Origin of the sequence: Streptomyces sp. NPDC056503, from assembly GCF_042794995.1 — a bacterium.
In the GTDB taxonomy this organism is placed as follows: Bacteria; Actinomycetota; Actinomycetes; order Streptomycetales; family Streptomycetaceae; genus Streptomyces.
Window position 1 is genome coordinate 148,102 of record NZ_JBHTST010000001.1, and the last position, 18,599, is coordinate 166,700.

General features: G+C 72.3%; 17 protein-coding genes and 1 tRNA gene. 6 read left to right on the forward strand and 12 right to left on the reverse strand.

Annotated elements, in window-relative coordinates:
* Window positions 1–46: 46 nt before the first annotated feature.
* Both ACFQ8C_RS00625 and ACFQ8C_RS00630 read right to left on the reverse strand, forming a co-directional pair.
* Window positions 47–2,578 carry an ABC transporter permease gene (locus ACFQ8C_RS00625; protein WP_383450578.1) on the reverse strand — a complete coding sequence of 844 codons (2,532 nt, stop codon included), beginning with the start codon at window positions 2,576–2,578 and terminating at the stop codon, window positions 47–49.
* Between the two features lie 58 nt (window positions 2,579–2,636).
* On the reverse strand, window positions 2,637–3,407 hold the full coding sequence (locus tag ACFQ8C_RS00630; protein ID WP_383450581.1) for an ABC transporter ATP-binding protein: 771 nt from the start codon (window positions 3,405–3,407) through the stop codon (window positions 2,637–2,639).
* Between the two features lie 413 nt (window positions 3,408–3,820).
* Between ACFQ8C_RS00630 and ACFQ8C_RS00635 the strand changes: the two genes are divergently transcribed.
* The 3 genes from ACFQ8C_RS00635 to ACFQ8C_RS00645 all read left to right on the forward strand — a co-directional run bounded on the left by ACFQ8C_RS00635 (window position 3,821) and on the right by ACFQ8C_RS00645 (window position 5,422).
* Window positions 3,821–3,906, forward strand: a tRNA-Leu gene (locus ACFQ8C_RS00635).
* A 193-nt stretch (window positions 3,907–4,099) separates the two neighbouring features.
* Window positions 4,100–5,002 (forward strand): Bax inhibitor-1/YccA family protein, encoded by a 903-nt coding sequence (locus ACFQ8C_RS00640; protein ID WP_383450584.1) that lies wholly within the window; start codon window positions 4,100–4,102, stop codon window positions 5,000–5,002.
* A gap of 90 nt (window positions 5,003–5,092) precedes the next feature.
* On the forward strand, window positions 5,093–5,422 hold the full coding sequence (locus ACFQ8C_RS00645; RefSeq protein ID WP_383450587.1) for a hypothetical protein: 330 nt from the start codon (window positions 5,093–5,095) through the stop codon (window positions 5,420–5,422).
* Window positions 5,423–5,516: 94 nt separating this feature from the next.
* Here ACFQ8C_RS00645 and ACFQ8C_RS00650 read toward each other — a convergent pair whose 3' ends face one another.
* The 3 genes from ACFQ8C_RS00650 to ACFQ8C_RS00660 form a co-directional block, all read right to left on the reverse strand.
* A complete protein-coding gene (locus ACFQ8C_RS00650; RefSeq protein WP_383450589.1) occupies window positions 5,517–6,353 on the reverse strand; it encodes a hypothetical protein in 837 nt (278 codons plus the stop codon).
* Window positions 6,354–6,710: 357 nt separating this feature from the next.
* Entirely contained in the window at window positions 6,711–7,931 is a 1,221-nt protein-coding gene (locus ACFQ8C_RS00655) for an acetyl-CoA C-acetyltransferase (RefSeq protein ID WP_383450592.1), read from the reverse strand.
* Window positions 7,932–8,043: 112 nt separating this feature from the next.
* On the reverse strand, window positions 8,044–9,123 hold the full coding sequence (locus ACFQ8C_RS00660) for an SGNH/GDSL hydrolase family protein (protein WP_383450594.1): 1,080 nt from the start codon (window positions 9,121–9,123) through the stop codon (window positions 8,044–8,046).
* Between the two features lie 130 nt (window positions 9,124–9,253).
* Between ACFQ8C_RS00660 and ACFQ8C_RS00665 the strand changes: the two genes are divergently transcribed.
* On the forward strand, window positions 9,254–10,639 hold the full coding sequence (locus tag ACFQ8C_RS00665) for a cystathionine beta-synthase (RefSeq protein WP_383450596.1): 1,386 nt from the start codon (window positions 9,254–9,256) through the stop codon (window positions 10,637–10,639).
* Window positions 10,640–10,907: 268 nt separating this feature from the next.
* On the opposite strand, the gene ACFQ8C_RS00670 is transcribed toward ACFQ8C_RS00665, so the two are convergent.
* Window positions 10,908–11,660, reverse strand: coding sequence for a DUF4232 domain-containing protein (locus tag ACFQ8C_RS00670; RefSeq protein ID WP_383450599.1), 753 nt, complete (start codon window positions 11,658–11,660; stop codon window positions 10,908–10,910).
* Between the two features lie 226 nt (window positions 11,661–11,886).
* Between ACFQ8C_RS00670 and ACFQ8C_RS00675 the strand changes: the two genes are divergently transcribed.
* Window positions 11,887–12,735 (forward strand): MurR/RpiR family transcriptional regulator, encoded by an 849-nt coding sequence (locus ACFQ8C_RS00675; RefSeq protein ID WP_383450601.1) that lies wholly within the window; start codon window positions 11,887–11,889, stop codon window positions 12,733–12,735.
* Between the two features lie 13 nt (window positions 12,736–12,748).
* Here the strand turns inward: ACFQ8C_RS00675 and ACFQ8C_RS00680 are convergent, their stop codons facing one another.
* From ACFQ8C_RS00680 to ACFQ8C_RS00705, 6 genes are all read right to left on the reverse strand, one after another.
* The gene (locus ACFQ8C_RS00680) at window positions 12,749–13,120 is read right to left on the reverse strand and encodes a hypothetical protein (RefSeq protein ID WP_383450604.1); all 372 of its coding nucleotides are present in this window, start codon (window positions 13,118–13,120) and stop codon (window positions 12,749–12,751) included.
* Between the two features lie 53 nt (window positions 13,121–13,173).
* Window positions 13,174–13,608 (reverse strand): roadblock/LC7 domain-containing protein, encoded by a 435-nt coding sequence (locus tag ACFQ8C_RS00685; RefSeq protein WP_383450606.1) that lies wholly within the window; start codon window positions 13,606–13,608, stop codon window positions 13,174–13,176.
* Window positions 13,608–14,375 carry a transcriptional regulator gene (locus ACFQ8C_RS00690; RefSeq protein ID WP_383450609.1) on the reverse strand — a complete coding sequence of 256 codons (768 nt, stop codon included), beginning with the start codon at window positions 14,373–14,375 and terminating at the stop codon, window positions 13,608–13,610. Before ACFQ8C_RS00690 ends, ACFQ8C_RS00685 begins: the two co-directional genes overlap by 1 nt.
* Window positions 14,372–14,782 (reverse strand): roadblock/LC7 domain-containing protein, encoded by a 411-nt coding sequence (locus tag ACFQ8C_RS00695; RefSeq protein ID WP_383450612.1) that lies wholly within the window; start codon window positions 14,780–14,782, stop codon window positions 14,372–14,374. Before ACFQ8C_RS00695 ends, ACFQ8C_RS00690 begins: the two co-directional genes overlap by 4 nt.
* Window positions 14,783–14,932: 150 nt before the next feature.
* Complete coding sequence (locus tag ACFQ8C_RS00700) at window positions 14,933–15,397, reverse strand: SRPBCC family protein (RefSeq protein ID WP_383450615.1); 465 nt, start codon at window positions 15,395–15,397, stop codon at window positions 14,933–14,935.
* Between the two features lie 32 nt (window positions 15,398–15,429).
* Window positions 15,430–16,755, reverse strand: a complete 1,326-nt coding sequence (locus tag ACFQ8C_RS00705; protein ID WP_383450636.1) for a diaminopimelate decarboxylase — start codon at window positions 16,753–16,755, stop codon at window positions 15,430–15,432.
* Window positions 16,756–16,892: 137 nt separating this feature from the next.
* On the opposite strand from ACFQ8C_RS00705, the gene hutU reads away from it, so the two are divergent.
* Window positions 16,893–18,557, forward strand: coding sequence for a urocanate hydratase (gene hutU, locus ACFQ8C_RS00710; protein ID WP_383450618.1), 1,665 nt, complete (start codon window positions 16,893–16,895; stop codon window positions 18,555–18,557).
* The last annotated feature ends 42 nt before the right edge of the window (window positions 18,558–18,599 follow it).

Here is an 18,599-nt window from a genome sequence, read left to right on the forward strand (position 1 = left end):
CCGGTGTTCCCGTGGGAACACCGGCCCTCTCGTCGTACCGGTGGGGCTACTCGGCCTTGATGGCGGTGAGCATGTTCAGGCGGGCGGCGCTGCGGGCCGGCCAGAGCGAGGCGAGCACGCCGACCAGGGCGGCCAGGGCCAGGAAGAGGCCGATCCGCTCCCAGGGGAGGACCAGGCCGTAGCCGGGGAGGCTCGACTCGAAGGTCTTGCCGAGGGCCCAGGCGAGGAAGGTGCCGAGGCCGATGCCGACGACCGCGCCGAAGACGGAGATGACCACGGCCTCCAGGCGGACCATCCGCTTCACCCGGCGCCGGTCGAGACCGATCGCCCGGATCATGCCGATCTCCTGCTGCCGTTCGAAGACGGACATCGCGAGGGTGTTGACGACGCCGAGGACGGCGATGATCAGGGCCATCGCGAGCAGGCCGTACATGATGTTCAGCATCAGGTTGATCTGCCCGCCGAAGGTGTCGCGGATGTCCTTCTCGTCCATGACGGAGATGGCCGGGTTGTCGCCCATCGCCTTGATCAGCGCCTGCTCGTTGGCGTCGCTGGGGCCGCCGTCGGTGGAGACGAAGATCTGCGGGACGTACTTCTCCGGGTCGTGCGCGTCGAGGATCGTGGTGTCCACGAGGACGGGGGAGAGGAACTCGCTCTCCTTGTAGATCGCGGCGACCTTCAGCGTGCCCTTCTTCTTGTCCAGGTACTCGACCGGGACGGAGGCGCCGACCTTCAGGCCGCGCTTGGCGGCGGTCTCGTCGGCGACGGCGATCTGCCCGTCGGCGAGCCCGGCGAGCGAGCCCTCCACGACGTCGACCTTCAGGACCTTCTCGATGGCGCCGGGGGTGATGCCGGAGGCGGAGACGTACTTCCCCTTGATGTCGAGGCCGCCGGCCTGCTGCGGGGAGACCGCGGTGACGCCCGGGGTCTTCTCCAGGGCCGTCAGGGCCTCCTGCGACAGGCCCTCGCCGCTGGCCATGGAGACCATGTAGTCGGCCTTGATGTTGTCGACGGTCATCTTGTCGATGGCCTGGCCGGCGCTGACGCCGATCACGGTGAGGCCGGTGACGAGGGTGAGGCCGATGGCGAGGGCGGAGGCGGTGGCGCCGGTGCGGCGCGGGTTGCGGACCGCGTTGAGGCCGGCGAGCTTGCCGGAGATCCCGAAGGCCTTCACGAAGAAGGGGCGGATCAGCGCGATCACGGGCCGGGACAGGAACGGGATGAGGATGATGACGCCGATGAGGGTGGTGAAGGCACCGCCCGCGATGGTCATCCGGCCCTCGTCGCCGCCCGCGTTGGCGCCGAGCACGATCAGGACGGCGCCGATGGCGGTGATCGCGGCGCCGATCGCGTTCCGCACGACGAGCGACTTGGCGTTCGGGGTGGCGTGGACGCTGTTCATGGCGGCGACCGGCGGGATCTTCGCGGCGCGACGGCCGGGCAGCCACGCGGCCAGCATGGTGATGACGACGCCGACGCCGAAGGCGGAGAGGACCGGGGTGACGCCCAGGACCAGGTCGCCGGCCGGGACCTTCATGTCGAAGGCGGCCATGCCGGAGCGCAGGCCCACGGCGAGCCCGATGCCGAGCACGTAGCCGATCGCGGAGGCGACCACGCCGACGATGCCGGCCTCGGCCAGGACGGAGCGGGTGATCTGCTTGCGCGAGGCACCGACCGCGCGCATCAGGGCCAGTTCCTTGGTGCGCTGGGCGACCAGCATGGTGAAGGTGTTGGCGATCAGGAAGATCCCGACGAAGAGCGCGATGCCGGCGAAGCCGAGCAGCATCTGGTTGAGCACGCCGAGGCCGGACTCGATGTCGCGGGCCTGCTGGTCGGCCAGGGCCTGGCCGGTCTGGGCGGTGGCCGCCTTCGGGACGACCTCCAGGACCTCGTCGCGGAGCTTCTCGTCGTCGGTGCCGGGGGCGGCCGAGACGTTCAGGTCGGAGTAGTAGCCGGGCTTCAGGTAGAGCTTCTGGGCGACCGGGGCGTCGAAGACGACGAGGCTGCCGCCGGCGTTGACGGCGCCGTCCTCCGTGGTGAAGACGCCGGAGAGGGTGTACTCCTTCACCGGGCCGTTGGTGGCGACGCGGACCGGCTCGCCGACCCGGTACCCGCCTTCGTCGGCGGTGTCCTTGTCGAGGGCGATCTGGCCGGGCTCGGTGGGGCCGGTGCCGGAGACGAAGGCGAGGGCCGGGTCCTTGCCGTCGGGGCCGGGGGCGAAGTTGGTGCCCTTGTTGGACCAGCCGGAGCCGATCAGCTTCCCCTTCTCGTCCGGCACGCCGGCGAAGCCGTCGACGCGGGGCCGGACGCCGGTGACGCCGTCGAGCTTCGCGACCTTGTCGACGGTCGCCTGGGAGAGGCCCGGGTTCTTGGCGGCCTCCTCCGGGCTCGGCCGGAGGCTGACCGCGACGGCCACGTCGTCGTAGCTCTTCGCGGACTGGCCGCGGAAGGCCTGGGAGAGGGTGTCGGTGAAGACGAGGGTGCCGGAGACGAAGGCGACGCCGAGCATCACGGCGAGCACGGTCATCAGCAGCCGCGCCTTGTGCGCGAGGACGTTGCGCAGGGCGGTACGGAACATGGGTGAGGTCCTGGAGGAAGGCGGGACGGAAGTCAGGTGCGGGGCCGGCGCGTCCGCGTCAGCTCGTACGGCCCTTGGCGTCGAAGGCCTTCATGCGGTCGAGCACGCCGTCGGCGGAGGGGCGCAGCATCTCGTCGACGATCCGGCCGTCCGCCAGGAAGATCACGCGGTCCGCGTAGGAGGCGGCGACGGGGTCGTGGGTGACCATGACGACGGTCTGGCCGAGCTCGCGGACCGAGTTCCGGAGGAAGCCGAGGACCTCGGCGCCGGAGCGGGAGTCCAGGTTTCCGGTGGGCTCGTCGCCGAAGATGATCTCCGGCTGGGAGGCGAGGGCGCGGGCGACGGCGACGCGCTGCTGCTGGCCGCCGGAGAGCTCGGTCGGGCGGTGCTTGAGGCGGGCGGAGAGCCCGAGCATGTCGATGACCTTCTGGACCCACGCCTGGTCGGCCTTGCGGCCGGCGATGTCCATGGGGAGCGTGATGTTCTCCATGGCGGTCAGGGTCGGCAGCAGGTTGAACGCCTGGAAGATGAAGCCGATCTTGTCCCGGCGGAGCTGGGTGAGCTGCTTGTCCTTGAGGGTGGAGAGCTCGGTCTCGCCGATCCGGACCGAACCGGAGGAGAAGGAGTCGAGGCCGGCGACGCAGTGCATGAGCGTCGACTTGCCGGAGCCGGAGGGGCCCATGATCGCGGTGAACTCTCCCTGGCGGAAGTCCACGCTGACCCGGTCGAGCGCGACCACCTGGGTCTCGCCCTGGCCGTAGACCTTCGTGAGTTCCGTGGCGCGGGCGGCCACCGCGGTGACGCGGGGCACGGTGGGGGTGGTGGTCACGAGGGGACTCCTGTCACGACGGTCGATCGGATGAGCGGAAACCCGGTGTTCCGGGAACCACTCCATCGTTTCGAACGTTCTTGTCCCGGTCGTCCGTCCACGTGCCCGTTCCGAGGGCCCTCTCGGGTCGGACCGCGGCCGCCTCGCCTCCTCCTCTGGTATGACGGCGACCCTGACCGGCGGCCCGACGGCGGCCTGGCGGCGGACGTGACACACCTGCGGCGAGATCTGGTCAATCCAGGGGTGGCGCCTTCGTGCCCGCGACCCCGGTCACAGTCCGGGAAATCCCTGCTCACCTGCACTGACGCACCCTCAAGCGTCAATAAAATAAGACAACATCGGGCCCTTGTTACCGCTGAACGAGGGAAGGGCCCCGATAGGCTCCTGTGCCAACGCGGAACATTCGCGGCAACGCCCGGATGGTGGAATAGCAGACACGGCGAGCTTAAACCTCGCTGGCCTTCGGGCCGTACCGGTTCAAGTCCGGTTCCGGGCACCACCGGGCCCCAGGAGACCCCTGCGGCCCGGCGAACCGCCCCCCTCCCCACCTCCTGTCATCGGCTCCGCCCACCCCTCCCTCCCCTCCTCTCCTCTCCTTCCAAAAGATCCTCCCCGAGCACTAGAGAGTTTCTTTTGCCTACCCATTACCCTTGACGCAAGGCCGCGCAGTGCGGCCGTCCAGGAGGAGTGAGATGAGGAGCAGCAACCCGGTCTTCTCGCGACGGGGGTTCAGCCGCGACAACGGCTACGCGGGCTTCAACGCGCAGCAGCCGCAGGCCGGGGGCCCCGCCGTCGGAGCGAACCCGTACGCGACCGGTAACCCGTACGCCGAGGGTGCGACCAACCCGTACGCCACCAACCCCTACGCGCCGCAGGACGTCCAGGCGGGCGCCCCGCAGCAGGCGCGCGGCAACGTGATGACGATCGACGACGTCGTGAGCCGTACGGCCATGACGCTCGGCACGGTCGTGCTCACCGCCGTCCTGTCCTGGCTGCTGCTGCCGGTCGACCCCGCGAACCTCGGCAAGTCCTACGGCATCGCCATCGGCGCCGCCCTGGTCGCGCTCGTCCTGTCGCTCGTGCAGTCCTTCAAGCGCAAGCCGTCGCCGGCGCTGATCCTGGGCTACGCGGCCTTCGAGGGCGTCTTCCTCGGAGTGATCTCGGCCGCCGTCTCGACCTACATCGCCGACGGCGTGGTCATCCAGGCCGTCCTCGGCACGATGGCGGTCTTCGCCGGTGTGCTCATCGCGTACAAGATGGGCTGGATCCGGGTCAACCGCCGCTTCACCGGCTTCGTGATGGCCGCGGCCATGGGCTTCATGCTGCTCATGGTGGTCAACCTGCTCTTCGCGGTCTTCGCCGGCGGTGACGGCCTCGGCTTCCGCAGCGGTGGCCTCGGCATCCTCTTCGGCGTCATCGGCATCATCCTCGGCGCCTGCTTCCTCGCCCTCGACTTCAAGCAGGTCGAGGACGGCATCACCTACGGTGCCCCGCGCGAGGAGGCCTGGCTGGCCGCCTTCGGTCTCACCATGACCCTGGTGTGGATCTACCTGGAGATGCTGCGTCTGCTGTCGATCCTCCAGGGCGACGACTGACGCACCCCGTGACTCGGGGGAAGGGCCCGTCCGGCACTCGCCGGGCGGGCCCTTCCGCGTCCCTCCCCGGGCCCGGGTAGGGTCGGCCGGGTGCTGGATACGAGTGAACTGACCGCCGCCGTGGAACGCTTCGCCGACCGTCTCCGGGCGGCCCCGCAGAGCCGCCTCCAGCGGGGCGCGGCGGCGGAGGGGCTGGCCCTGGCCCGGGAGCTGGCGGTGCGGGCGCAGCGCGCCGAGACGCCCGCTCTGGAGCCCCGGATCATCCCCGACGCGGGCGTCTTCACCGTCGCCGACCAGCTGGCCGTGGCCGGCCACGACCTGGCCGAGATCCTGCGAACGGCCCCGTCCCCCTCCCGCGAACGGGAGCTGGACGAGGCCGTGGGCTTGGTACGGGAGGCCCGGGAGCGCTCGGGGCTGTAGGCGGGCCGGCGGAGGCTGCGCGGGCCGAGGCCCGCACCGCCGGTACGGATCGGATCGGATCGGTACGGAGCGGTGCGGTGCGGTGCGGTGCGGACTAGAGGGACGCGATGACGCGGTCCGCGAGGATGTAGACGTTCTCCTCGTCGGACTCGCCGTAGGAGAACGTGAGGGCGAAGGCGCCGGAGACGCCGGAGCCGCCGAGGAGGACCGGGGTGCGCCCGGAGCGGAGGGCTTCGGCGAGGCGCTCGGCGGTCTCGCGGTGGCCCGGGGTCATACACAGCGTGGTGCCGTCGGCGAAGACGTACACGTCGAGGGTGCCGAGCGGGCCGGGGCGGACGTCGGTGAGGGCCGTGGCCGTGTCGGCCAGCTCCTCCAGGCGCGCCACCGTGCGCTCGTGGTCCGTGACGACCGGGGTCTGCACCGGCACGAAGTCCGGGTGCGAGGGGTGCCGGCGGCGGGCGGCGGCCAGCTCCGCGGAGTCCTCCGGGTACTCGGGGAAGTCGTCCACCGGGTCGGCGATGCCGTCGAGCGCGGCCGCCTCGGCCTCCATCGCCTCCAGAGCCATCGCCTCCAGGCCCACGAAGTCCGTCTGGCGCGGCACGAAGAGCCCGGTGGACTCCTCGCCGCCCAGGCCGCCGAGGAGGGCGGAGGGCGCGTCGGCCGCGTCCCGGGCCTCCTGCGCGGCCCAGAAGGCCCGCGCCTCGGCGAGCTCGCGCTCGCGCTCCTCGGCCAGGGCCTCCGTGACCGCGGCCCGTATCTCGGCGGCGGGCGAGGTGCGGGCCGCGGGGACCGTCACGCCGCGGCCGGCGGCGAGCTCGGTGCGCAGGGCGGTGACCTCCTTGCGGAGACCCCGCACGTGGTGCAGGGCAGCAGCGCCCACGGCCGTGGCAGCGGCGGTGGTCAGCAGCAGGGCAAGAGACATGGCGCTCACTGACGTACTCCCGATTCGAGTCGATCCCCCGACTTCCTACATCAGCTTGTCGCGGGTCGGGACCCCCTGTCAGTGCATTACGTCACGAAACGGACAGGTATTTTGGCCGGGTGTTTAGTCCCGTAACCGCTCTGACCTGCGAAAACGAACTCCCCCGGGATGTATGTCACATCCTGGGGGAGATTCGGTCACGGCTTGGACGCGGGGAGGTTGACGCACTCGGCCACTGGAGACCGGGCCTGCCTTCCGCCACGGAATCGGCTCAGCCGCTCGGTCTGTCGGTCGCGCTGGGCTTCGCCTCCGCTGCGGGCAGGTGCCGCCCTCGTTCCTCGGGCGACCCCTACCCTCCGCTACGGCTCAGCTCAGCCGCTCGATGACCATCGCCATGCCCTGGCCGCCGCCGACGCACATGGTCTCCAGGCCGAACTGCTTGTCGTGGAACTGGAGGCTGTTGATCAGGGTGCCGGTGATGCGGGCGCCCGTCATGCCGAAGGGGTGGCCGACGGCGATGGCGCCGCCGTTGACGTTCACCTTGTCCAGGTCCAGGCCCAGGTCCTGGTAGGAGGGGATGACCTGGGCGGCGAAGGCCTCGTTGATCTCGGCGAGGTCGATGTCGCCGATGGTCAGGCCGGCGCGCTGGAGCGCCTGCTTCGACGCCTCGACCGGGCCGAGGCCCATGATCTCGGGGGAGAGGCCGGAGACGCCGGTGGAGACGATCCGGGCCAGCGGGGTCAGGCCCAGCTCGCGGGCCTTGGTGTCCGACATGATGACGAGCGCGGCGGCGCCGTCGTTCAGCGGGCAGCAGTTGCCGGCGGTGACCAGGCCGTCGGGGCGGAAGACCGGCTTGAGGCCCTGTACGCCCTCCAGGGTGACGCCGGCGCGCGGGCCGTCGTCCGCGGAGACGACCGTGCCGTCCGGGGTCGTCACCGGGGTGATCTCGCGCTCCCAGAAGCCGTTCTTGATGGCCTGCTCGGCGAGGTTCTGCGAACGGACGCCGAACTCGTCCATCTCCCGGCGGCTGATGCCCTTCCAGCGGGCGAGGTTCTCCGCGGTCTGGCCCATGGCGATGTACGCGTCGGGGACGAGGCCGTCCTCGCGCGGGTCGTGCCAGGTGGAGCCCTCGGTGGCGGCGACGGCCTCGGTGCGGGCCTCGGCCTCGGCGAAGAGCGGGTTGTGGGTGTCGGGCCACGAGTCCGAGTTGCCCTTGGCGAAGCTGGACACCATCTCGACGCCCGCCGAGATGAAGACGTCGCCCTCGCCCGCCTTGATCGCGTGCAGCGCCATCCGGGAGGTCTGGAGCGAGGAGGAGCAGTAGCGGGTGACGGTGCAGCCCGGCAGGTGGTCCATGCCCATCTGCACGGCGACGATCCGGCCCAGGTTGTTGCCCTGCTCGCCGCCCGGGAGGCCGCAGCCCAGCATCAGGTCGTCGATGTCGCGCGGGTCGAGCTCGGGGACCTTGGCGAGCGCGGCCTGGATGATCGTGGCCGTGAGGTCGTCGGGGCGCAGGTCCTTCAGGGAGCCCTTGAAGGCCCGGCCGATGGGGGAACGGGCGGTCGAGACGATCACGGCTTCGGGCATCACGGCTCCAGGAGGCTGGTGGGCGGTCGGACTCAAGGGGAAGTTACCTGCACGTACCGCGCGGGGTCACCGGGATCGGCGTGTGACGAGGGCCTCTTTTCTAAGCGCTTGCTCAGGTCTGCGGGGAGTCCTGCGGCAGGGGGTCCGGACGGGGCCCCCGTACGTCCCCGCCACCGGCCTCGGCCGCGCCGTCGCCCGCCTCCACCGGGACGCCCGCCTCCGCCTCCGCGGCCTCCGTCAGCCGCCTCCGGCGCCGGTGCTTCAGGAGCGCCCACGGGGCCCGCGCACCGGTCACCTCCGTGCCCGCCTGCTTCACCGCCTCCGCCGCCGCCTTCGCCACCGGCAGGATGTCCTCGCGGCGGCCCGGCTCCAGACGGTCGGGTTCCGGCCATACGCCGAGCGCGGCGCACAGGGTCGGCAGCACGGCCATCGCCGCCGTCGCGTACCCCTCCGCCGACGGGTGGAAGAGGTCCACCCCGAACATCTCCCGCGGGTTCGCCGCGAACTCGGGGCCCAGCAGGTCGCCCAGCGACACCGTCCGCCCGCCCTGCTCCACCACCACGATCGTCTGCGCCGCCGCGAGCTGCCGGGAGGCCCGCCGGGCCAGCCAGCGCAGCGGCTGGTAGACCGGCTCGATCGTGCCGAGGTCCGGGCAGGTGCCGACGACCACCTCCGCCCCGGCCGTCCGCAGCCGCCGCACGGCCGCCGCCAGGAGCCGTACCGACTCCGTCGCGGGCATCCGGTGCGTCACGTCGTTCGCCCCGATCATGATCACGCAGACGTCCGGCGGCCCCAGCGGCTGCGCGAGCAGCAGCGACACCTGTCGCTCCAGGTCGTCCGAGCGGGCTCCCGACAGCGCCACGTTCTTCAGCACCACCGGCCGCTCCGTGACCGCCGCGAGCCCCGAGGCGAGCAGCGCGCCCGGCGTCTGACCCGCCCGGCGCACCCCCTGCCCGGCGGCCGTGGAATCACCCAGAAGGGCCAGTCGGAGCGGGTCCTCCGTGCCGAAGACCCTGCCGTAGAGCCCGTCCACCGCCGGCGGCAGGGGAGCCGTCCCCGTGCCCACCGTCCGCTTCGCGAGCTGCGCCTCCGCGAGCAGGACCCCGACCGCGGCCACGCCGATCAGGCCGATGCTTCCGCCGCCGTACGCCGCTCCCGCCGCGATCCGGCGTGCCACCCTCGCCCTGGACATCCCGGGCGTCACCTCCTTCGAGCCGTGCGGTCCCACAGGTCCTTCAAGCCGTTCGAGGTCTAACTGCCCCGAAAGGCGTCCCGACTACGCATACGCTGGCCACACCATTACGGAGACCCCGGAGAACACGGTGCAATTCCACGACTCGATGATCAGCCTCGTCGGCAACACCCCGCTGGTGAAGCTCAACAACGTGACGGCCGGCATTCAGGCCACCGTCCTCGCCAAGGTCGAGTACTTCAACCCCGGCGGGTCGGTCAAGGACCGCATCGCCCTGCGCATGATCGAGGCGGCCGAGCAGAGCGGCGAGCTGAAGCCCGGCGGCACCATCGTCGAGCCCACGTCGGGCAACACCGGCGTCGGCCTGGCGATCGTGGCCCAGCAGAAGGGCTACAAGTGCATCTTCGTCTGCCCGGACAAGGTGTCCCTCGACAAGATCAACGTGCTGCGGGCCTACGGCGCCGAGGTCGTCGTCTGCCCCACCGCCGTCGATCCCGAGCACCCGGACTCGTACTACAACGTCTCGGACCGCCTCGTCCGCGAGACGCCCGGTGCCTGGAAGCCCGACCAGTACTCCAACCCGAACAACCCGCGCTCCCACTACGAGACCACCGGTCCCGAGCTGTGGGAGCAGACGGAGGGGAAGATCACCCACTTCGTCGCGGGCGTCGGCACCGGCGGCACCATCTCCGGCACCGGCAACTACCTGAAGGAGGCCAGCGGCGGCAAGGTCAAGGTGATCGGCGCCGACCCCGAGGGCTCCGTCTACTCCGGTGGCTCCGGCCGTCCGTACCTGGTCGAGGGCGTCGGTGAGGACTTCTGGCCCACCGCCTACGACCGGAACGTCACGGACCGGATCGTCGCGGTCTCCGACAAGGACTCCTTCCAGATGACCCGCCGCCTCGCCAAGGAGGAGGGCCTGCTCGTCGGCGGCTCCTGCGGCATGGCCGTGGTCGCCGCCCTGGAGGTCGCCCAGGAGCTCGGCCCCGACGACGTCGTCGTCGTCCTGCTGCCGGACTCGGGCCGCGGCTACATGTCGAAGATCTTCAACGACGAGTGGATGGCCGACTACGGCTTCCTGGAGTCCACCGCCACCGCCACCGTCGCCGACGTCCTGCGCCACAAGTCGGGCGGCCTGCCCTCGCTCGTCCACATGCACCCGGACGAGACCGTCGGCCAGGCCATCGAGGTGCTGCGCGAGTACGGCGTCTCCCAGATGCCGATCGTGAAGCCCGGCGCCGGCCACCCCGACGTCATGGCCGCCGAGGTCATCGGCTCGGTCGTGGAGCGCGAGCTCCTGGACCACCTCTTCACCCAGAAGGCCCAGCTGGAGGACCCGCTGGAGGACCACATGTCCGCGCCGCTGCCGCAGGTCGGCTCCGGCGAGCCGGTCGCCGACCTGATGTCGGTCCTCGGCAACGCCGACGCCGCCATCGTCCTCGTCGAGGGCAAGCCCACCGGCGTCGTCAGCCGTCAGGACCTGCTGGCCTTCCTGGCCAACGGCGGCACGAAGTAGCACCCCCGAGGGGCCGACGGGTGCCGCGCGGGCGTTCGCGCAAACGGTACGAGCGCGTCACGTCCGCGCAGCACCCGCTTAACACGCCTCCGGCAGAGTGGTCTCCGTCGGCGTCACGGAACCTCCGGAGCGGCTCCCGGACCTCTGAAGACGCCGCGGACGCGGAGACCGGCCCTGAACCCGGGCCCGTGTCCCCCGCGGGGACCGCCGTCGTCCCGCCCCCCAGCGATGGGGGTGCGGCGGTCCCCGCGTCACTCCTCCCGGAGGGTCAGAGCTGCGTGATCGGGCGCATCGCCAGGCCCTCGGTGCCGGCCCAGCCGTTGACCCGCGCCGCGTCGTCGACGGAGACGGTGCCGAGACCGTCGGGCAGGTCGAAGACCAGCGTGCCGTTCAGCTCGGTGCCCTCGCCGGCGACCAGGGTGGCGGTGAACCGGTCGGACTGGTCGTACTCCGCCTCGCCGCCCTCGTCGTTGCCGAAGACGTACAGGCCCGCGTAGGCCTTGCCGCCGCCCTCGACGACGACCGGCTCACTGTCCGGCTCGCCGAGCGTCTCGACGATCGGGGCGGAGTTCCCGGCCTTGAGCCGTACGATCGGCGCCTCGTTGAGCACGCACGGCGTCTTGCTCCGGTTGGTGACGGTCAGCAGGAAGTGCCGGGGGGTCTCCCCGCGCTCGTCCTGGAGCTCGACCTCGGTGCCCAGGCCGGAGGCCTCGCAGTCGGCGTACTCGGTGCCGTTGCCGCCACCGGTCTCGCCGCTGTCCCCGGTGCCCGTGGCCGAGGGGGTGGCGCCGCCGGTCCCGGAGTCGCCCGTGGGCGCGGTGGTCTCGGGAGTGCCGCCCCCGGCCGACGCGGAGCCCGAGGGGGCGGCGGTCGACGGGGCGCCGGCGCTGGGCGCGGCGGCCGGGTCGTCGTCGCCCTGGCAGGCGGTGGTGGTCAGCAGGGCCGCGACCACGGCCGCGCCGAGGGCGGCGCCGCGCAGGCCTCGGCGTCCCGAACGGGCCCTGACCGTCTTGGAGTTCATGTCGTTTCCTCTTCCCCCGTCGGCCGGGCCGGAGCCGGCCGGTCTGTCGGCGACGTCGCTATTCTTTCCGCGTGGGGGTGCGGGTCCACCGGCATCCCGCGTTTGTTACAGCCCTCGGACGAACCGGACGTCATGGCGTGACCATGACGCCTCGTCCGTCCCTCCACCCCCTCTGCATATCCTTATGCAGACAGGGTCAGGGATGAATGGGATGAAGGGGGACGGCATGAGCGACAGCCCGGCCGGGCGGCTCCAGGCGCTCTTCGAGGGGCACCGGCTCACGCCCACGCAGCGGCGCATCGCCCACTGCATGGTCCGGCGGGCCGCCGACGCGCCCTTCCTCTCCAGCGTCGAGCTCGCCGAGCTCGCCGGCGTCAGCCAGCCCTCCGTCACCCGCTTCGCGGTCGCCCTCGGCTTCGACGGCTACCCGGCGCTCCGCCGCCATCTGCGGGAGGTCGCGCCGCCCGGTCCCGCCACCCCGGCCGGGGAGGCGGAGGGCGGGCACAACGAGTACCAGCAGGCCGTCCTCGCCGAGATCGAGAACCTGCGGCACCTCGCCGGGCTGCTTGCCGACCCCGCGCCCGTGGAGCGCGCCGGACGGCTGCTCGCCGGCTCCCGCCCGCTCCTCGTCCTGGGCCTGCGCGCCGCCTCCTCGCAGGCCCGCGGCTTCGCGTACTTCGCCGCCAAGGTGCACCCGGACGTCCGGCTGCTCGACGAGGGCGGCTCGATGCTCACCGACCGGATCGACGCGGCCGTACGGGCCGGGGCCACCGCGCTGCTCTGCTTCGCGCTGCCCCGGCATCCCCGCGAGGTCGTCGAGGCGCTGGAGTACGCGCGGGCGGCCGGCCTCACGGTGGTGACCGTGGCCGAGTCCGCCTTCGCGCCCGTCGCCGCCCACTCCGACCTGCTCATCCCGGCCGCCGTCGGCACCGGGCTCGCCTTCGACACCGCCTGCGCGCCGATGCTCCTCGGCCGGGTCCTCCTGGAGGCCATGGCGGACGAGCTGCCCGACGCGCAGGCGCGTCTGGAGCAGTTCGACGCGAAGGCGGCGGAGCGGGGACTGTTCGTCGAGTAGTCGGCCCCGGGGGTCAGATGTCCAGCTCCGCCTCGATCTTCTTCAGCTGGTGGCGGGCCATCGCCAGGTTGGCCCGGTCCTTGGACAGCGCCAGGTAGAGGAAGAGGCCGTTGTTGCCGCGTCCCTTGAGCAGGCGGATGAGGTGGTACTGGGTGCCGAGGGTGATCAGGATGTCCTCGATCTCCTCGTTGAGGCCCAGCATCTCCATGGTCCGGACCTTGGCCCGGACCACGTCGGTGTTGCCCGCGGCGGCGACGGTCAGGTCCAGCTCCTTGCCGCCGCCTATGGTGCCGAGTGCCATGCCGCTGGTGTAGTCGACGAGGGCCGCGCCGATCGCGCCCTCGATCGAGGCCGCTTCCTTGAGGGAGGTCTCGGTGTTCGCCATGGTGTCGCTTCCTTCTGGATCGGTTCGGTTTCTCCGAGTGAGGGGTGGAGGGGTCAGTGCGGCTCGCGGCGGTCCAGCGCCCCGTCGACGAGTTCGCCGATGCGGACGCCGGCCCGGCGGGCCTCCAGGTGGAGCCGTCCCACGTTGATGCGGGGTTCGGCGAGCAGGGTGAGGACGGCGGAGCCGCCGGCCGCGTACGTGGCGACGTATCCGTCCTCGCCGCGTACCAGCAGTTCGCGGAAGCCGCCCTGGCCGGTGGACTCGGTGAGCCGCCGGCCGACGCCGAGCGCCGCGGCGGTCAGCGCGGCCACGTTCTCCGCGGCGCCGTCCACGGTGTCGTGGGCGAGGACGAGGCCGTCGGCGCTGGCCGCGAGCGCACCGGTGAGCTGGGGCAGCCGGGCGCGCAGGCGTCTGAGCTCGCCGAGCACCTCGGCTTCGGCTGTCATCAACTGTCTCCTCTCGGCGCGCAGGCGCAGAGCACGCCTCATCACAGGTGTGCCTCCAGGGCGTCACGGAGCCGGCGCAGCAGGGCGATGTCGGGGTCGGTCACCGGGGGCACCGGGGGGAAGACCGGGGGAGGGGGAGCGGGGGTGGCGTCGGGGGCCGCGTCGAGCGGGGTCTCGACGAGTCCGGCGGCGGCCAGCCTGCGGATGTCGAGGAGGGTGTGGAAGGCGGGGCGGCCGAGGAGCCGGGCCAGCTCGGCGGGGGTGCGGAGGCCGTCGGCGGCGGCGAGCAGGGCGCGCCGGCGGGCGCCGACGCCCTGGCCGGGGGCGGCCGGGCGGGGCACCACGGGGGCGGCGTCGACGGAGGGGTACGGCCAGACGGCGTCGAGGAGTTCGCGGCGGCGGAGGGTCTCGCGCTCGACGGCCTCGGCGGAGACCGGCCGGACGGTGCCGAACCAGTGGCCGACGCCGTACCGGAAGCGGGTGGGGCCGCTGGTGGGGGAGAGGGCGAAGAAGGCGGCGTCGAAGACGGCGCCGAGGTGGCAGATCTCCAGCTCGCCGTCGCGCAGCCGGCCGCTGTCGACGAGGAAGCGGCCGACCGCGCGGTGGGCGCCGGCCCGGTCGACGGCCTCGTCCCAGCCTTCGCGGGGCAGCCGCCCGGCGGTGGTGAGCAGGACGTCCATGCCGGGGGCGGCGGGGCTCTCGGCGTGCACGACGCGGCCGTCGACGAGGTAGAGGGTGCCGTGGTCGCGCAGCAGGGCGCCGGTGGCCCGCTCCGCCGCGAGCCGGACGAGCATGGGGGAGACGCTCATCCGAGGACCAGCCGCTCGGCGAGGTCGCCGAGGCGGATGCGGGCGAGGGCGAGGTTGCCGGTGTCGCGGTCGAGCCAGAGGTGGAGGAAGACGCTGCTGTCGAAGGAGGTCCGGACGAAGCGGAGGATGTGGTACCCGGCCCGGGTGGTGACGATAAGGTCCTCGACGGGTGGTTCGCCGTCGTCGTCCTCCGTCTCCCCGGTGTCTCCGGCGACTGTGGTGAAGGAGTCGAACTCGGCGGCCGCCCTGGCTAGTTCGGCGGTCTCGGCGGCCGTCGTCTCGTGGTCTCCGACCGGCGACTCGCCCGCGGTCCCGAGCGCGAGGCCGCTGTTCCAGTCGACCAGCCAGGCGCCGCGGGCACCCGGCACGGCCATGGCCTCCTTCAGGCACTCGTCGATTCCGGGCACGCGGGTTCCCCTCCCGATACGGCGTGCGAGCAACGGCAGTGACGGTGACGTTACTGAACGGCGTGGCCCCGGGAGGGAGTTCTGGCATTTTCCATCGGAACATGCCTACGGGTGACCGGAATCAGGTAGAGAAGCGTCCGGCGGAGGTCGTCAGTAGCGGCTCTCGACCGTCCTCGCGATGTCCTCCAGGTCCTTCGCGAGCGCCTTGGAGACGGCCTTCGCGCCGAACCGGGCGAGGAGGCGCGCGAGGAGGTTCTGCCGGCGGCCCTGTGCCGGGCGGGCGGAGAAGGACATCCGCAGCACGCTGCCCTCGGGGCCGTCGGTGCGCAGCGAGAGCTCGGAGACGTAGTGCATGCCGTGCGAGTCGGCGACCGTCACGTACCGGTCGGGCGGCTCGCACTCGGTCACGGTCATCTCCTCCGTGGCCTCCTTGCCGAGCATCCTCCGGGTCTCCCGCCAGCGGGTGCCCACGCCGAAGCCGCCCTCGGTGAGCACCTCGACCCGCTGGACGCCGGACAGCACCCGGGGCATGTCCGGCAGGTCGGTGATCGCCTCCCAGACGCGGCCGGGCGAGGCGGCGACCCGGCGCTCCACGACGACGGTGGTGGTGGTCATGGCTCCATCGAAGTGGCTGTCCCGGACCCGCGCTACCGGACGAGCGCGTCGGCGTGCGCGCCGCCCGCCTCGGCGACGAGCTCCGCCGCGGTCTGGGCCGGGCGGACGGTCGCGAAGGCGACCGCGCCGTCGCCGGTGACGGTGAATCCGTGCACGGCGGGGCGGGGCAGGCTGTTGTAGGCGTAGTGGTGGGCGAAGGCGTACGCGCCGGTGTCGGGGACGGCGACCACGTCGCCCGGGTGGAGCAGCGGCAGCGCGCGGCCGGCGGCGAGCAGGTCGCCGGCGAAGCAGGCGGGGCCGGCCACGTCCTGGACGGTGACCTCGCCGGTCCGGGGGCGGCCCTCGGGGTCGTACGCGAGGATCCGCAGCGGCCAGGCCTCGGGGGCGTACACGGTGCGGGTGGCGAGCTGGACGCCGGCGTGGGTGACGGCGATCGGGCGCCCGCCGGCGGTCTTGGTGTACTCGACGCGGGTGAGGACCGTGCCGTGCTTGGCGAGCAGGGAGCGCCCGAACTCGGTGACCAGGCGGTAGCGCCCGTCGAGCAGGCCGGGGACGGTGTCGGCGAGCAGCCGGGCGTACGCGGCGTAGGTGGGGGTCTCCTCGTCGGAGGCGAAGTTCACCGGGAGGCCGCCGCCGATGTCGAGGGTGTCGATCCGGGGGTGGCCCGCCTTGGCGTTGATCTCCTCGGCCAGCTCGTACGCGGCCCGGACGCCTTCCGCCATCAGGGTGAGCGGGACGCCCTGGGAGCCGGTGTGGGTGTGCAGCCGGGTGAGCCAGGGCCGGTCCAGGAAGGCCTGGACGACGGCCTCGCGGGCGCCCTCGTCGCGCAGCGCGACCCCGAACTTGGAGGTGGCGGTGGCGGTGGACAGCGCGCCGATCGTCCCCGCGCCGACCTGCGGGTTGACCCGGAGGCCGAGCGGCGAGGCGGTGGGGGCGGAGGCGACGAGGGCGTCGATCCTGGCCAGCTCCTGGAGGTTGTCGGCGTTGACGGCGATGCCGAGGGCGAGGGCCTCGCGCAGTTCGGCGGGCGTCTTGGCGGGCGAGTCGAGGACGGTGCGGGACGGGGGCAGTCCGGCGGCCCGCGCGAGGGCCAGCTCGCCGGGGCTCGCCACCTCGGCGCCGATGCCCGCCTCGGCGAGGAGCCGGAGGACGGGCACGAGCGGGGCGGCCTTCACGGCGAAGGCGTGCAGCGTCTCGGCGCGGGTGACGGTGGCGAAGGCGCTGGTCAGGGCGGCGGCGGAGGCGCGGATGCCGGCGGTGTCGAGGAGGGCGACGACGGGGGCTTCGGGGGTGAGGAGTCCTTGGGCGACGGCGGCTCGGACGGCGAGATCGCGGCGGTAGGAGGCCATGGGGTCCATCCTGGCGGGCCGGGCGCGGGGCGTCACGGGGGCGTCCGGGGCCCGGTTCGCGGGGCGGGGCGGCCGCGCCCTGTTGACTACAAGTATTCAGCAAGTCAGGATGTGAATATCTGAACGACATTCGAGGAGGCACCGCCATGTCAGGACCCCGCCCCGTACGAGCAGCGCGCGGTACGGAACTGAGCGCCCTGGGATGGCAGCAGGAGGCCGCCCTCCGGATGCTCCAGAACAACCTCGACCCCGAGGTCGCCGAACACCCGGACAAGCTCGTCGTCTACGGCGGCACCGGCAAGGCCGCCCGCGACTGGCGCTCCTTCGACGCCATGGTCCGCACCCTGCGCACCCTCAAGCAGGACGAGACGATGCTCGTCCAGTCCGGCCGTCCCGTCGGCGTCATGCAGACGCACGAGTGGGCCCCGCGCGTCCTCCTCGCCAACTCCAACCTGGTCGGCGACTGGGCCAACTGGGAGGAGTTCCGCCGCCTGGAGCACCTCGGCCTCACGATGTACGGCCAGATGACGGCCGGCTCCTGGATCTACATCGGCACCCAGGGCATCCTCCAGGGCACCTACGAGACCTTCGCCGCCGTCGCCGCGAAGAAGTTCAACGGCACCCTCGCGGGCACGATCACCCTCACCGCCGGCCTCGGCGGCATGGGCGGCGCCCAGCCGCTCGCCGTGACGATGAACGACGGCGTCGCGATCTGCATCGACGTCGACCCGCGCGCCATCGAGCGCCGCATCGAGCACCGCTACCTGGACGTGAAGGCCGACGACCTCGCCCACGCCCTCCAGCTCGCCGTCGAGGCGCGCGACGCCCGCCGCCCGCTCTCCATCGGCCTCCTCGGCAACGCCGCCGAGCTGCTCCCGCGGATGCTCGCCGAGGGCGCCCCGATCGACATCGTGACCGACCAGACCTCGGCCCACGACCCGCTCGCGTACCTCCCGATCGGCGTCGCCTTCGACGACATGGCCGACGCGGCGGCCAAGGACCCGGCCGGCTTCACCACGCGCTCCCGCGAGTCGATGGCGAAGCACGTCGAGGCCATGGTCGGCTTCATGGACGCCGGCGCCGAGGTCTTCGACTACGGCAACTCGATCCGTGGCGAGGCCCAGCTCGCCGGCTACGACCGCGCCTTCGCCTTCCCCGGCTTCGTGCCCGCGTACATCCGCCCGCTGTTCTGCGAGGGCAAGGGCCCGTTCCGCTGGGCCGCCCTCTCCGGCGAGGCGAGCGACATCCACAAGACGGACAAGGCGATCCTCGACCTCTTCCCGGAGAACGAGTCCCTCCACCGCTGGATCAAGATGGCCGGCGAGCGCGTCCACTTCCAGGGCCTCCCGGCCCGCATCTGCTGGCTCGGCCAGGGCGAGCGCGACAAGGCCGGCGACATGTTCAACGACATGGTCGGCAACGGCACCCTCGCCGCCCCCCTCGCCATCGGCCGCGACCACCTCGACTGCGGCTCGGTCGCCTCCCCGTACCGCGAGACCGAGGCCATGCTCGACGGCTCCGACGCGATCGCCGACTGGCCGCTGCTCAACGCCATGGTCAACGTCGCCTCCGGCGCCTCCTGGGTCTCCATCCACCACGGCGGCGGCGTCGGCATGGGCCGCTCCATCCACGCCGGCCAGGTCTCCGTCGCCGACGGCACCAAGCTCGCCGGCGAGAAGATCCGCCGCGTGCTCACCAACGACCCCGGCATGGGCGTCATCCGGCACGTCGACGCCGGCTACGACATCGCGGAGCGCGTCGCCGACGAGAAGGGCGTCCGGGTCCCGATGCGTGAGGGTGACTCCGCGTGACCTCGTCCCACGACGCCGCCGAGGCGCCCCGCGGCCCCGCCC